The organism is Rhizobium sp. CAU 1783 (genome assembly GCF_054551725.1).
Genome location: NZ_JBTOLM010000004.1, coordinates 26,739 through 41,793 on the forward strand (window position 1 = coordinate 26,739; position 15,055 = coordinate 41,793).

The following is a 15,055-nucleotide window of genomic DNA, read 5'->3' on the forward strand; positions in this document are numbered from 1 at the left end:
TGTCGTCGGAAAGACCGGCTTGATCTTCCTCGGTCCTTCGGGATCCGGAAAGTCGATCCTGGCCTTCGACTGCCTCTGCGAGGCGCGTTCGGCAGGCCAGTTCGCGGCGCTCGTCTCTGACGACCGGGTTCTGATCAGTCGATACGGCGACTGCGTGGTGGCGACGCGTCCGAACCCGATCAAGGACCTTATCGAACTGCGGCATGCGGGCATCGGCCGCTTCCTCAGTATTCCCCGCACCGTGCTCTCCTATGCCGTGCTGCCGATCAACCGGGAAACAGCCGACCGGCTGCCCCCTGAAAATGCACGGGTGGCGCTCTGCCGCGACACTACCCTGCCGGCAATTCACCTCCCCACCGATGTGCGCTTGCCTTTTGCCTTTATAAATGCCTTGATCGGCACCGAGGTGCCTCTGATATAGGCACATTCAACTTAGTTTGCGCTTGAACTTCGGATTTTCATCGCCAAGATGGCGTCCCACTCATGGACGAAATTGCTGCGTTGCGTTATTTCCGCCAACAGTTCGCGCAGCCAAAGGGGCAGTAGAAGAATGATCGGACTTGTGCTTGTCACTCATGGCAAGCTGGCTGAAGAATTTCAGCATGCAGTGGAACATGTCGTCGGACCGCAGAAATTCATCGAAACCGTCTGTATCGGTCCCGATGACGACATGGATCAGCGTCGACAGGATATTCTCGACGCCGTCATGCGTGCCGATGACGGTCACGGCGTCATCATTCTGACCGACATGTTCGGCGGTACACCGTCCAATCTCGCCATCTCCGTGATGAACACCGGTCGCATCGAGGTGATCGCCGGCGTGAACCTGCCGATGCTGATCAAACTCGCAGGCGTTCGCGGAGAAAACGACATGGAGAAAGCCCTTGTCGACGCGTCCGACGCCGGGCGGAAATATATCAATGTTGCCAGCCGCGTGCTCAGCGGCAAGTGACCGTCTCGAAAGTCCCTCCATGTCGAATTCCCGGGAACTGCTGATCATCAACAAACGCGGCCTTCACGCTCGTGCATCCGCGAAGTTCGTGCAGACGGTCAGCGGCTATGATGCGATGGTTCACGTGACAAAGGATGGGACGACCGTGGGCGGCACATCGATCATGGGACTGATGATGCTGGCGGCGAGCCCTGGCTGCACAATTCACGTCAGCGCATCCGGAAGGCAGGCTGACGACGTACTTCAGGCACTTGAAGCGCTCGTGGGCGACAAATTCGGCGAAGAGATCTGATCCGAAACAAACATATAAAGACATAAGGACTTCTTTATGTCTTCTTGCCATCCATAACGATCCCTGCTAGATCCGGATCAGAAACCCGTCTTTTGCAGAGGGGTCATCAATGGCGCTTGTCTCGCATCCGATCCGGAACCCGATATTGCGCTATCATCATCCTAGCCGGGAGAATTCCATGAGCACTCAAAACGACTACATCGTCGCGGACATTGGCCTTGCCGATTTCGGCCGCAAGGAAATTGCCATTGCCGAAACCGAAATGCCGGGCCTGATGTCCTGCCGTGCCGAATTCGGCGCCGCTCAGCCGCTGAAGGGCGCCCGCATCACCGGCTCGCTGCACATGACGATCCAGACCGCCGTCCTGATCGAGACGCTGGTCGCGCTCGGCGCCGAAGTGCGCTGGGCATCGTGCAACATCTTCTCGACGCAGGATCACGCAGCCGCCGCGATCGCGGCCGCCGGCATTCCCGTCTTTGCGATCAAGGGTGAGAGCCTGATCCAGTATTGGGAATACACGGACAAGATCTTCCAGTGGACCGACGGCGGCGTGTCCAACATGATCCTCGACGATGGCGGCGACGCCACCATGTACATTCTCCTTGGTGCCCGCGCCGAAGCCGGCGAGAACGTGCTGTCCAATCCGGGTTCCGAAGAGGAAGAGATCCTGTTCGCCCAGATCAAGAAGCGTCTTGCCGCATCGCCGGGCTGGTTCACCAAGCAGCGCGACGCAATCAAGGGCGTGACCGAAGAGACCACGACCGGCGTGCATCGTCTCTATGAGCTTTCCAAGAAGGGCCTGCTCCCCTTCCCGGCCATCAACGTCAACGACTCGGTCACCAAGTCGAAGTTCGACAACAAGTACGGCTGCAAGGAATCGCTCGTCGACGGTATTCGCCGCGGCACGGATGTGATGATGGCCGGCAAGGTCGCCGTCGTCTGCGGCTATGGCGACGTCGGCAAAGGTTCCGCCGCTTCGCTGCGCGGTGCGGGCGCCCGCGTGAAGGTCACGGAGGTCGACCCGATCTGCGCGCTTCAGGCCGCCATGGACGGTTTCGAGGTCGTCACGCTCGAGGACGTCGTTTCCTCTGCCGACATCTTCATCACCACCACCGGCAACAAGGATGTCATCCGCATCGAGCACATGCGCGCGATGAAGGACATGGCCATCGTGGGCAACATCGGTCACTTCGACAACGAGATCCAGGTTGCCGCGCTGCGTAACCTGAAGTGGACCAACGTCAAGCCGCAGGTCGACATGATCGAGTTCGCAGGCGGGAACCGCATGATCCTGCTTTCGGAAGGCCGCCTGCTCAACCTCGGCAATGCGACCGGCCACCCGTCCTTCGTAATGTCGGCCTCGTTCACCAACCAGGTTCTGGCTCAGATCGAGCTCTACACAAAGCCCGGCCAGTACAAGAACGAAGTCTATGTCCTGCCGAAGCACCTCGATGAAAAGGTTGCTCGCCTGCATCTCGAAAAGCTCGGCGTTAAGCTCACCGAGCTCTCGGAAGAACAGGCTGCCTATATCGGCGTCACGCCGCAGGGTCCGTTCAAGGCAGACCACTACCGCTATTGATATTCTTCTGGATATCTACAAAACCTAGTAGCCGCGGCCTTGACAAAGGCCGCGGCTTCTTTTTTGGACCCGACCCTTCCCGGGGATTCCCTAAGGCAGTATTGTTTTAGAACTTGATTCGTGGCCCGCCATCAGGTGCGCCCACGGAATGGGATGTCTTGTCGACGATGCGGCACATAGGACGGAGACAGACCGAGGATGTCGGTAAAAAATAGTGGCCCGCTGGAGTGGGAAACGGCAACGGGTGATCTTAAGGCTCCGCGGCAGGGGCGTCAGGATCACGCGAAAAAATTGGCCGCCGAGAAGTCAGTCCGGCGCAGCGGTCTGGTCGGCGGTCGTCTGCCGCGACTGTGGACCACATGCATGAGCGGTACGGTCCTCGCCGGGTTATCCGCCCAGGGAATGGCTCAGGCCGAAGCGGTCGTTGTTCCGGCGGAACGCCTCTTCACGTCGGCGGACATGACCGGCTACGCGCTGGTGGTCGGTGTCCTTTCCGCCATCCTGCTGTCGGCTGGCTGGCTCATCCGTCAACGTGGCCGTCTCGAAGCGGAGGGCAACGAGATGCGCGCAGCGCTCTCCGACGCCAATCAGCGGATCTCGCGCTACCAAGCGCTCATCGCCGACAAAAATCGGCGGATCGTCATCTGGGACGGTCAGAGCAGCAAGCCGGAATTCCTGGGGCAATTGCCGGCCGAAACCGGTGCTCCGCAGTCGGATGGGGAGTTTCTCGCTTTCGGCCGCTGGTTGAAGCCCGCATCGGCCAGCGAGTTGGAAAAAGCGATCGAGACCCTGCGTTTCAAGGCCGTGAGTTTCGATGTGATCGTCGAAACGCAGCGCAACGAAGTGATCGAGGTCCAGGGACGCCTGTCCGGTGGGCGTGCCTTTACCCGTTTTGTCGCCCTCAACAATCTCCGCGCCGAGCTCGCAGAGCTCAAGATCGAGCGAAATCGCCTCCGCAATTCAATCGCCACTTTCGAATCATTGCTCGATTCCATCGAGCAGCCGGTCTGGCGCCGCGATGCCGAGGGACGGCTCACATGGGTCAACCATGCCTACAGCGAAGCCGTCGAGGCAGGCTCGCCGGATCAGGCCGTGCGCGAGGGACGCGAGATCCTCACCAGCCTGACCCGCGAGAAGATCAAGGCCGGCACCACGCCGGAATCGCCGTTCCATGACGTGGTATCGACCGCCGTGCGCGGCAATCGCACCTTTTTCGACGTCGTCGACATTCGGGAGGCCTCCGGCTCCTGCGGCATGGCGATCGACGTGAGCGGTGAAGAAGCCTTGCGCGAGGAACTCGCCCGCACGCTAAAGAGCCACGCGGAAACGCTCGATCATCTTGCAACTCCCGTCGCAATCTTCGACGGCGAACGCCGCCTGCAGTTCTACAACCAGTCCTTTGCCCAACTCTGGGAACTCGAACCGGGATTTCTCGATTCCCGTCCTGACAACGGCGAAGTGCTCGACCGGCTGCGGTCGGCCCACAAGCTGCCGGAACAGCTGAGCTGGAAGGCGTGGAAGGAAAATACCCTTTCAGTCTACCGCTCGCTGGAAACCCAGACTGACCTCTGGCATCTACCGAACGGCCAGACTCTGCGCGTCATTGCTTCTGCCCATCCTCAGGGCGGCGCCACCTGGGTCTTCGAGAACCTGACGGAACAGGTTGATCTCGAAACCCGCTACAACACGCTGCTGCGGGTCCAGGGCGAGACGATCGATCATCTTTCGGAAGGCGTGGCCGTTTTCGGCCCCGATGGCCGCATCCAGCTCTCCAATCCGGCCTTCCGCGCGCTCTGGGGCGTGACCGAAGCCGATGCGAAGCATGGAACCCATATCCGCGCCATCGAGACTGCATGCGCTCCCTCCTATGACGGCGCAGACGGCTGGAAGTCCTTCGCCAAGATCATCACGAGCTTCGAGGACGAACGTCCCTCAAGCCAGGGCACCTTGGAGCTCTATTCCGGACTCGTCCTCGATTATGCCGTGACGCCGCTGCCGAACGCGCAGACCATGCTGACCTTCGTCAACATGACCGATAGCGTCCGGGCCGAGCGGGCGCTCAAGGAAAAGAACGAAGCGCTGCGCAAGGCGGACGAGTTGAAAAATGACTTCGTCCAGCACGTCTCGTATGAACTTCGCTCGCCTCTGACCAACATTATCGGCTTCACCGACCTGTTGAAGACCCCGGCCATCGGCCCGCTCAACGACCGGCAGGCGGAGTATGTCGATCATATTTCGACCTCGTCTTCGGTGCTGCTGACGATCGTCAACGACATCCTCGATCTCGCGACGGTTGATGCCGGCATCATGCGGCTCGACTACTCCGATATCGATCTCAACGACCTGCTCGATGACATCTCCATGCAGATGACCGATCGCCTGCAGGAGGGCAATGTCGCCCTGGAAATAGCGGCCTCGGCGCACCTCGGCCATATCGTTGCCGACCAGCAGCGCCTCAAGCAGATCCTCATCAAGATCCTGACCAATGCCGTGAATTTTGCACCCGAAGGTTCGTCGATCGACATGCGCTGCTGGCGTGAAGGCACCGATTTCGTCTTCTCCGTCCATGACAACGGATGCGGGATGACAAAGGACATGCTGGAAACGGTCTTCAACCGCTTCTCAACCAACGGCAAGGGCGGAAAACGCAGCGGCGCGGGTCTCGGCCTCTCGATCGTGGAAAGCTTCGTCAACCTGCACAACGGCACTGTCACGATCGACAGCGAACCGGGTCGCGGCACGACCGTGGCCTGCCGCATTCCGTCCGCCGCACCGCAGCAAGCCATCGCCGCAGCCGAATGACCGACACGAATACCAGCCTGAACCTTACCCTCCAGAACGAAGCCGACACGATCCGCCTGGGCGAGGAACTAGCCCTGGTGGTGAAGCCGGGCGACTGCCTGGCGCTTCGCGGCGACCTCGGCGCCGGCAAGTCGACCCTGTCGCGCGCGCTGCTTCGCGCGCTAGCCGACGACGACTATCTCGAAGTACCGAGTCCGACCTTCACGCTTGTCCAGAACTATGACCTGCGCCTTCCTGTCGCTCATTTCGACCTCTATCGGCTCTCCGATCCGGCCGAACTCGAGGAGATCGGCTTCATGGATGCGCTGGAAAACGGTGTCTGCCTAGTGGAGTGGCCGGACAAGGCCAGTGACTGCCTTCCGCAGACACTGATCGACATCAGCTTCGCCTTCGATCCTGCCGGTGGGCGTTCAATTTCGATCACCGCTTCGGCCACCAAGATAGCCCGGATCGAACGGGTGCTTTCGATCCGCAGGTTCCTCGACAGCCGTGGCTATGCCGGCGCGCACCGGCGTCACCTGACGGGCGACGCTTCGACCCGTGCCTACGAGTACATCTATCCCACGGATAGTGGCGCGCGACGGATCCTTATGGATGCGCCGAGACAGCCCGACGGCCCCCCGATACGCGATGGAAAGCCCTATTCCCAGATCGTGCATCTTGCGGAGGACGTCTATCCCTTCGTCGCCATCGACCTGGCCCTTCGTGCACGTGGCTTTGCCGCACCGGAAATCTTTGAAAGCGACTGCGAAGCCGGACTCCTGCTGATCGAGGATCTCGGTCCGGAGACGGTGTTGGACGAAAGCGGACGCCCGATCGCCGAACGCTATCGAGCGAGCGTCGCATGCCTCGCAGCCCTTCATGCGACACCTTTCGAGCGGGACATCTCGCTGCCGACCGGCGGCGTGCACCATGTTCCGGACTACGATCGCACGGCGATGAAGATGGAAGCCGAGCTGCTCATCGACTGGCACCTGCCCTGGAAACGCAACGGCGAGCCGGCAACGGCTGCAGAGCGCGCCGAATATCTGGCGATCTGGGACGCATTGATCGATCAGCTCGCCAACGCCGAAAAGACCCTTGTCCTGCGCGACTTCCACTCGCCGAACATCATCTGGCGCGGCGACAGGCAAGGCATCGACCGGATCGGCCTTATCGACTTCCAGGACGCAATGATCGGGCCGTCGGCTTACGATCTCGTCTCGGTGGTGCAGGATGCCCGCGTAACCGTCGAGCGCGATCTCGTCGATCAACTGATGGCCGACTACCTGTCGATCCGACGGTCGGAAAGCGATTTCAATGAGGCGAGCTTCCTCAAGGCCTGGGCCATCATGTCCGCCCAGCGCGCCTGCAAGCTCAACGGGCTCTGGGTGCGGTTAATGACGCGCGACCATAAACCCGGCTACATGAAGCACATGCCGCGCACGCTTTGGCACCTGTCGGTGGCTTTCGAGCATGAAGCACTCGCCCCCTTGCGCGATTGGTGCGCCCGGGTTGGAATCGGCGAGAGCGAATCACTTCCGCAGGCACGATGAAGATCACCAACGCGATGGTGCTCGCAGCCGGGCTCGGCACCCGGATGCGGCCGATCACCAACACGATGCCGAAGCCGCTTGTCCGGGTCGCGGGCAAGCCGATGATCGACTACGTGCTCGACGCGCTGGTGGTGGCCGGCGTCGAACGTGCCGTCGTCAATGTCCATCATTTTGCCGACCAGATGATCGAGCATCTTAGCGGCTATGGCGGGATAGAAATCCTGATTTCGGACGAGCGTGACGCCCTCATGAATTCCGGCGGCGGCCTCGTCAAGGGGCTGAAGCTTCTCGATCGGTCGCCCGCCTTCGTCATGAATGCCGACCTGTTCTGGATTGGCGACCAGGCACTCGGGAAACCCAATCTGACCTTGCTCGCCGATTTCTTCGACCCGTCCCGCATGGACATGGCACTGCTCTGCGTGCCCCTCGATCGAACGACCGGCCACAACGGCAAGAAGGATTTCTCGATGGCGCCCGACGGGCGCCTTAGGCGCTACCAGCCCGGTGATCCGAATCCCGTCGTCTATGCCGGGGCGATCGCGTTGATGCCGCAGCTTTTTGACGATGCGCCTCAGGATGCATTCAACCTCAACATCTATTTCGACCGCGCGATCGCCGATGGGCGACTTTATGGCACGCTGCTCAACGGCCATTGGATGACCGTCGGCACGCCGCAGGCGATCGAAGAGGCGGAAGCCGCGATCGACGCCACGGCAGCGGAGCTTGAACGGTGAGTCGGGCGAGGTCACCGCGTGTTCTGACTATCCCTGCGGGGCTGCCCTTCCTCAAGGTTCTGGCCAAGGCTCTTCTCGACGGGACGCTTGCTCCGGACTACCGTTACGACGCCTCTGACCCTCTGTCGCTGGCGAAGGTGACGATCCTCGTTCCCACGCGTCGTGCCGCCCGTGTCCTCAGATCGGCCTTCGTCGACCTACTCGGCGGACAATCGGCAATCCTTCCGGTTATTCGCCCCCTCGGCGAGACAGAGGACGACAACGGTTTCTTCGAAGCTGATGCTCCTGCGCTCCTCGATCTCGCGCCCCCGATCGGCGGCACCGTCATGCTTCTGGAGCTTGCGCGGCTGATCCTTGCCTGGCGCAACCAGCTGCCGGCCATCGTCCGCAGCATTCACGCCGACACGCCGCTGGTGGCCCCGGCGAGCCCCGCAGACGCAATCTGGCTGGCGCGATCGCTCGCCGAGCTGATCGACGCCGTGGAAACGGAAGGACGCGACTGGGCCGATCTTTCCAAGCTCGACGCGCGCGAGTTCGCGTCGTGGTGGCAACTGACACTCGAATTCCTGCAGATTGCGACCGCGTTCTGGCCGGCTCGCCTCGAGGAACTCATGCGTTCTTCCCCCTCCCGGCACCGCGACGCGGTGCTCCAGGCCGAAGCCCAGCGCCTCGGACGGCTCGAGGAGGACCACCCGGTGATCGTCGCCGGCTCGACGGGTTCCATTCCGGCCGCGGCCGAACTCATCGCGGCAATCGCGGCCAAACGGCAGGGCGTCGTGGTGCTGCCCGGGCTCGACAAGACCATGCCGGCCGAGGACTGGTCGAGGCTGGGAATCGAACCGGAAACCGGCCGCCCGGCTGACCCCGCGGGGCGCGGCCATCCGCAATACGGACTTTTCCGCCTGCTCGAACGCATGCAGGTCGACCGCGAGGAGGTCGAAGCGCTGGGTCTGGCTGAGGATGATCTCGCTGATCGGGCCGAAATCCTGTCGCGCGCGCTCGCGCCGGCCGGTGCAACGGATGCGTGGCAGGCCTGGCGCAGCGCCTTCGGAGACCAGCGCTTCACAGAAGCGTTTTCAGACGTGTCGTTGATCGAGGCGGCCAATGAACGGGAAGAGGCTACCGCGATCTCGATCGCCCTTCGCCTCGCGCTGGAAAAGCCCGGTGCCGACGGGGGCGAGAGCCGCGTTGCGCTGATCACTCCGGACCGCGCGCTGGCCCGGCGCGTCACAGCCGAGCTTGCCCGGTTCGGCATTGTCGCGGACGACTCTGCCGGCACGCCTTTCAGCGCCACGCAGCAGGGCATCCTCGCCCAACTGATGCTTGAGGCGACGCTTCGGCCCGGTGATCCGGTTGCTCTGGTTTCAGTGTTGAAGCATCCGCTCGCGCGGTTCGGCCTTCCAGAACCTAGCTACCGAGCAGCAGCCGATGCACTCGAAACGATCGCGCTTCGCGGTGGTATCGAACCGGTTGATCTCGCCATGCTGTCGGCACTTTTCGATCGTCGGCTCGCCGAGCATGAGACCGACAGGCATGCACCACAATGGCGCCTTTCGCTGGATCCGGAGGCGATCAAGGCGGCACGCGATCTCGCGGTCCGCATTTCGCGGGCCGTCGAGCCGCTGGTTTCGGTCCTGGTCCGCATCGCGGATGGGCGCGTGCTCACCGACAAGCTGTCGATCAGCCAGTGGGCCGAACGGACCGGACGAGTGCTCGAAGCCTGCTGCGCGGACGAACGCGGCGATCTCTCGGCGCTCTGGTCCGACGAGGCCGGTGAAACGCTGGCCGGCAAGCTCGGCGAGATCATGTCCGCCGACGGGCATATCGAGGCGGATGGACCCCAATGGATCGACATCTTCGGCGCCCTGACCGCCAGCGACGCGGTCAAGCCGAAAGCGATGCGTCATCCGCGCGTCTTCGTCTTCGGCACGCTCGAGGCCCGTCTGCAAAGCGTTGACATGACAGTGATCGGCGGCATGAACGAAGGGTCGTGGCCAGGGCAGACCACTAACAACCCTTTCCTGTCGCGCCTGATGAAAGCCGAGATGGGCCTGGAGCCGCCGGAACGGCGGATCGGCCAGTTGGCCCATGATTTTGAGATGGCCAGCGGCACCCGGCACCTCGTCTACTCCCGGGCCTTGCGCCAGGGCTCGGCACCCACGGTGGCGTCGCGCTGGCTGCAACGCCTGCTCGCGCTTGGCGGGAAGCCGTTCGAAAAGGAGCTCAAGGCGCGTGGAGACGTGTACCGCCATTATGCGAGCCTGATCGACCGGGGAGACAATCAGCTTGCCGCCCAGCGTCCGGCACCAAAACCGCCTGCAGACCTGCAACCGACGCAGTTTTCCTTCAGCGAGGTTGGGCGTTTCCGGCGTGATCCCTATTCGCTCTATGCGCGCCGTATCCTCAAGCTCGATCCCGTCGACGGCTTCAACGAGGATCCAGGCACTGCGGAGCGCGGGACGCTTTATCACAGGATCATCGAGCGCTTCGTCAGCGAGGGCCACGATCCTGCCCTGCCGCAAGCCGAAGAAGCGATGCAGCGCATCACAAACGAGCTCTTCGATCAGGAACGCCTTCCGACCCATATCGACATCGTTTGGCGGCAGCGGTTCGCGGCGGTCGGCCGAGCCTTTGTCGAATGGGAGCGTCAGCGCCGACCCGAGATCCGCAAAACCTTGACCGAAGCCCGTGGCGCAATCGAATTGTTGAATGGCATCAAACTCACCGGCGTCGCTGACCGCATCGACGTGAAAGGCGGGGGCTTTGCGGACATCATCGACTACAAGACGGGGCTGAACCCCAGCAGTGCCCAGGCACGGAGCCTGCTCGATCCGCAGCTCGCGCTCGAAGCGGCGGCACTCCGAGCTGGCGCCTTTCGCGATGCGGGTCCCCTGACGCCCGAGAACTTGCTCTATGTGCGCCTCAAGCCCACCGAAACCTTGCGTATCGACCAGGTGAACAACGAACTCACCGGTCGTGGCGACAACAAGAAATCAGCCACCGACCTTGCCGACCAATCTGTCGATGAACTCGCAAAGTTCGTCGAGGCTCTGAGGAGTGGAACGCGCGGCTATGTCTCACGCCTGATGCCGGCGCAGCAGAACGACTTCGGTGGCGAATACGATCATCTCGCCCGTGTTGCGGAGTGGTCGACAGCCGAGACGGAGGAAGCCTCCGGTGACGAATGACGATCTGACTTCCCTTCCTTCCGGCAACGATCCCGCAATCTGGCGGGATTGGACGACGTTACAGCAGGCAACGGCATCCGATCCCCGGAATTCGGCCTGGGTGTCGGCCAATGCCGGTTCCGGCAAGACCCATGTGCTCACCCAGCGGGTGATCAGGCTGCTCTTGGCCGGTGCCCGACCCTCATCGATACTCTGCCTCACCTATACGAAGGCGGCAGCATCCGAGATGTCGAATCGCGTCTTCTCGCGGCTCGCCGAATGGGCCACACTCTCGGACGAGGCACTGACAGAACGCCTCTACGAAATCGAGACGACAAGGCCGGACCAGCTCAAGCTCGCGCAAGCAAGGCGGCTCTTCGCCAAGGCGCTGGAGACACCCGGCGGCCTGAAGATCCAGACCATCCATGCTTTCTGCGAGGCGCTGCTGCACCAGTTCCCGCTGGAGGCCAATGTCGCGGGGCATTTCAATGTCCTCGATGACCGGGCCGCCTATGCGGTGCTCGCCGAAGCGCGCCGCTCGCTCCTGACGGCGAGTTCGTCCGAGGACGATGCCGCCCTTGCTAACGCCTTCTCTCTGGTGCTCAGCATTGGAGATGAAAGCGGTCTGGAGGCCTTGCTTGGCGATCTCATCGCCAACCGGCATGCCGTTCGGGAGTTTTCCAGGACCGCGCGCGCCGGCGGCGGCAGCATTGATCTTGCGCTTCGCAAGGGATTTGGTCTCTCGACAGACGAAACGGAAGAGAGCCTGGCCGCGAGTTGCTGGCCACTGCCGGGTCTCGAGGGGTCGGTGCTTCACCATTATCTCGATCTCGCCCGGGAAAAGGGTGGCGAGAAGGTCAAGGCTACCGCGGAGGCACTTGGCCGCGCCAGCCGGGAGCGTGATCCGCTGCGGCGCATGGCCCTCCTGGAGGAGAGCTTTCTCACCAAGGCTGAAACGCCGAAGGCAGATGTCTCTCTGATCGCGGCGGCAATGACCAAGGTGGCACCCGACCTTCGCGATGCCGTCACCCTTGCACGCGACCATGTCGTCGCATGCCGGGACCGACTGCGCGTCCTGAGAATGTTCAACGCGACGATGGCCGCGCTGACGCTTGCCGAACGACTGGATGCCGACTACGAGGATCTGAAGAAGAAGCGCAGTCAACTCGATTTCGAGGATCTGATCGCCCGCACCGCCGAGCTTCTGATCCGAAGCGATGTCGGCCCATGGGTGCATTACAAGCTCGACCAGGGTATCGACCACATTCTCGTCGACGAGGCGCAAGACACCAGCCCAATCCAGTGGTCCGTCATCCGCTCGCTGCGCGAGGAGTTCTTCTCGGGAGACAGCGCGCGCACATTGACGCGCACCTTTTTTGCTGTCGGCGACGAGAAGCAGTCGATCTACTCGTTCCAGGGCGCTCGCCCGGAACGTTTCGCAGAGGAGGCCGCGGCCACCAGAAGCGAGGTGGAGCGCAGCGGCGAGGCGTTCAGCTCCCTGCGCCTGCCGCTCTCCTTCCGCTCGACGGAAACGGTCCTGACTGCCGTCGACCAAGTCTTCCAGGCCCCGGACAACGCCCGTGGCCTCAGCGCCGCAGGTGCCGACATAGTGCACATGTCGAACCGTATCGGTCATCCCGGCACCGTCGATCTCTGGGAAATGATCGCGCCGGAGCCCGCGGAAAAGACAGAGGACTGGACCGCTCCCTTCGATGCGACGCCGGAAAGCGCTCCGTCCGCCGTCCTCGCCCGGCGTATTGCCCATGCCGTCGAAGGCTTGATTGGCAAGGAGACTATCGTCGAGAAAGGCGTCCACCGCCCGATCCGGCCCGGTGATATCCTGGTGCTGGTGCGCAAGCGTGACAACTTTGTCAACGCGCTCACCCGTGCACTGAAGCGGCGCAACAACATTCCCGTTGCCGGAGCCGACCGGCTCAAGCTCACCTCGCATATCGCGGTCCAGGATCTCCTGGCACTCGGCCGGTTCTGCCTGCTTCAGGCCGATGACCTGTCGCTTGCGGCTCTTCTCAAGAGTCCGCTCTTCAACCACAGCGAGGATGATCTCTTCGACCTGGCAGCGCTCAGGCCGGCGGGAACCAGCCTCTGGCTCCGTCTCGCCCAGCCCGCCGAAGAAGACCCTTCCCGCTGGGAGCGGACGAAACGGCGACTTGACGGCTTCATATCGCTTTCGCGAACGCTCCCGGTTCACGATTTCTACGCCCGCGTGCTCGGCGTTTATGGCGGACGCCGCGCCTATCTCGCGCGGCTCGGCACGGAGGTCAGCGATATTCTCGACGAGTTCCTGAGCTTCGCACTGGCCTTCGAGACGGCCGGCATGCCGGGTCTTCGGGCCTTCGTGTCGACGCTGGAGACCGAGGCGCCCGAAGTGAAGCGCGAGCAGGACAAGGATCGGGACGAAGTGCGGATCATGACCGTGCACGCGTCGAAAGGCCTGGAGGCGCCTATCGTCTTCCTCGTCGACGGTGGCGGAACGGCCTTCAATCACAGTCACCTCGCCAAGTTTCGCATGATCGAGACCGGCGGTGGCATACCGCCCTTGCCGATCTGGGTGCCGGGCAAGGGGCTCGCAAACGCGCTGACCGATGCGGATGTCGAGCGCCGCAAGCAACTCGCCGAGGAAGAATATCGACGCCTGCTCTACGTCGCGATGACCCGCGCCGCTGACCGACTGGTGATTTGCGGCTATCGCGGCGTTCAGGAGCCGGGAGACGTCTGGCATCGCATGATCGCCGACGCGCTCAGTGCCGATCCGCGCCGATGCAAGGAGGTCGAATTCGCCGGACCGGACGGATCATGGAACGGCCTTTCGTGGCGATTGGCTGCGCCGGAAAAGGCGTTCGACACACAGGCCGAAAGCCCGACCAATCTGCCCGACGACCGGTTGCCGGAGGCTCTGCTCCGACCGCTGCCAGCGACCAGCGGCCTGCCGCGTCCGCTAAGTCCCTCAAGCGCCGGCGCGATCATCATCGACGAAGCGGATGACGCACTGGTGACGTCCCCGCTGTTTTCCGACCAGCCGTCCGCAGGCATCGCACTGCAGAAGGGACGACTGATCCACCGGATGCTGCAGATGCTGCCGTCCCTTCCGCAGCCCGATCGTGAGGCGGCCGCTTGGCGCTATGCAGCACGCGCCGCCCGATTCTGGCCCGCGGGAGAACGCAACATACTGGTGCAAACGGTGATGGCGGTGCTCGAGCATCCCGACCTTGAAGGCGTGTTTACCGGCCATGCGCAAGCAGAGGTCTCGGTGATGGGGACTTTCGTCCTCAATGACGAGGAACGAGCGGTTTCAGGTCGTATCGACCGGATGGCCGTGCTGAAGGACAGAGTCGTTCTGGTCGACTACAAGACCAACCGAAGTCCGCCGCGAAATGCCGCCGATGCGCCCGTCTCGCACAGGGCGCAGCTCGCCATCTATCGGGAAATTCTGCGTCCTCTCTATCCCGGCTGCCATTTCGATTGCCTGCTCGTTTACACCGAGACGGGTGCGGTTCTCAGCCTCGACGAGGCGTCGCTGTCACAATCGCTTGCTGCGCTCAAGACATCGTGAGATACCGCATATTGAAAAGATGCCGCGAGACATCACATATCTAGTTACAAATCGATACCGGCAAAGGAGCAGCCCATGGCTACGGTGAAAGTCGACAATTCCAATTTCCAGAGCGAAGTTCTCGAGGCGGCTGAACCGGTCGTCGTCGATTTCTGGGCAGAATGGTGCGGTCCGTGCAAGATGATCGCTCCGAGCCTTGAAGAAATCTCCACTGAGCTCGCCGGCAAGGTGAAGGTCGTGAAGGTCAACATCGACGAAAACCCGGAGATTGCCGCCAAGTTCGGCGTGCGGTCGATCCCGACCCTTGCCATGTTCAAGGGTGGCGAAGTGGCCGACATCAAGGTTGGCGCTGCTCCGAAGACGGCGCTTTCGAGCTGGATTTCCAGCGCCGCCTGATTGGTCTTGCGACTGAAACGGAAAAGC

The 15,055-nt window shown here is 62.2% G+C and carries 10 protein-coding genes; all 10 read left to right on the top strand.

Annotation, left to right across the window (positions count from 1 at the left end):
• The first annotated feature begins 19 nt into the window (after window positions 1-19).
• Window positions 20-421, top strand: coding sequence for an HPr kinase/phosphorylase (locus ACX93L_RS16595; protein ID WP_459405857.1), 402 nt, complete (start codon window positions 20-22; stop codon window positions 419-421).
• A 129-nt stretch (window positions 422-550) separates the two neighbouring features.
• Window positions 551-952 (top strand): PTS sugar transporter subunit IIA, encoded by a 402-nt coding sequence (locus tag ACX93L_RS16600; protein WP_169593064.1) that lies wholly within the window; start codon window positions 551-553, stop codon window positions 950-952.
• Window positions 953-971: 19 nt separating this feature from the next.
• Window positions 972-1,244 (top strand): HPr family phosphocarrier protein, encoded by a 273-nt coding sequence (locus ACX93L_RS16605; protein WP_459405858.1) that lies wholly within the window; start codon window positions 972-974, stop codon window positions 1,242-1,244.
• A 178-nt stretch (window positions 1,245-1,422) separates the two neighbouring features.
• Window positions 1,423-2,823 (top strand): adenosylhomocysteinase, encoded by a 1,401-nt coding sequence (gene ahcY / locus ACX93L_RS16610; RefSeq protein ID WP_459405859.1) that lies wholly within the window; start codon window positions 1,423-1,425, stop codon window positions 2,821-2,823.
• A 363-nt stretch (window positions 2,824-3,186) separates the two neighbouring features.
• Entirely contained in the window at window positions 3,187-5,625 is a 2,439-nt protein-coding gene (locus ACX93L_RS16615) for a sensor histidine kinase (RefSeq protein WP_459405860.1), read from the top strand.
• Window positions 5,622-7,160, top strand: a complete 1,539-nt coding sequence (gene tsaE, locus ACX93L_RS16620) for a tRNA (adenosine(37)-N6)-threonylcarbamoyltransferase complex ATPase subunit type 1 TsaE (protein ID WP_459405861.1) — start codon at window positions 5,622-5,624, stop codon at window positions 7,158-7,160. Before ACX93L_RS16615 ends, tsaE begins: the two co-directional genes overlap by 4 nt.
• On the top strand, window positions 7,157-7,894 hold the full coding sequence (locus tag ACX93L_RS16625; RefSeq protein ID WP_459405862.1) for a nucleotidyltransferase family protein: 738 nt from the start codon (window positions 7,157-7,159) through the stop codon (window positions 7,892-7,894). The genes tsaE and ACX93L_RS16625 overlap by 4 nt, the downstream gene beginning before the upstream one ends.
• Window positions 7,891-11,082, top strand: a complete 3,192-nt coding sequence (gene addB / locus ACX93L_RS16630; protein ID WP_459405863.1) for a double-strand break repair protein AddB — start codon at window positions 7,891-7,893, stop codon at window positions 11,080-11,082. Before ACX93L_RS16625 ends, addB begins: the two co-directional genes overlap by 4 nt.
• A complete protein-coding gene (gene addA, locus ACX93L_RS16635; protein ID WP_459405864.1) occupies window positions 11,072-14,632 on the top strand; it encodes a double-strand break repair helicase AddA in 3,561 nt (1,186 codons plus the stop codon). The genes addB and addA overlap by 11 nt, the downstream gene beginning before the upstream one ends.
• A gap of 75 nt (window positions 14,633-14,707) precedes the next feature.
• Window positions 14,708-15,028: a thioredoxin gene (trxA, locus tag ACX93L_RS16640; protein ID WP_169593085.1), complete on the top strand. Its 321-nt coding sequence runs from the start codon at window positions 14,708-14,710 to the stop codon at window positions 15,026-15,028.
• Window positions 15,029-15,055 lie beyond the last annotated feature (27 nt).

Bases quoted from the DNA above. Each gene is read 5' to 3' on its own strand.
- ACX93L_RS16600 (WP_169593064.1), top strand. From the start codon at position 551: ATGATCGGACTTGTGCTTGTCACTCATGGCAAGCTGGCTGAAGAATTT.
- ACX93L_RS16605 (WP_459405858.1), top strand. From the start codon at position 972: ATGTCGAATTCCCGGGAACTGCTGATCATCAACAAACGCGGCCTTCAC.
- ahcY (WP_459405859.1), top strand. From the start codon at position 1,423: ATGAGCACTCAAAACGACTACATCGTCGCGGACATTGGCCTTGCCGAT.
- ACX93L_RS16615 (WP_459405860.1), top strand. From the start codon at position 3,187: ATGAGCGGTACGGTCCTCGCCGGGTTATCCGCCCAGGGAATGGCTCAG.
- tsaE (WP_459405861.1), top strand. From the start codon at position 5,622: ATGACCGACACGAATACCAGCCTGAACCTTACCCTCCAGAACGAAGCC.
- ACX93L_RS16625 (WP_459405862.1), top strand. From the start codon at position 7,157: ATGAAGATCACCAACGCGATGGTGCTCGCAGCCGGGCTCGGCACCCGG.
- trxA (WP_169593085.1), top strand. From the start codon at position 14,708: ATGGCTACGGTGAAAGTCGACAATTCCAATTTCCAGAGCGAAGTTCTC.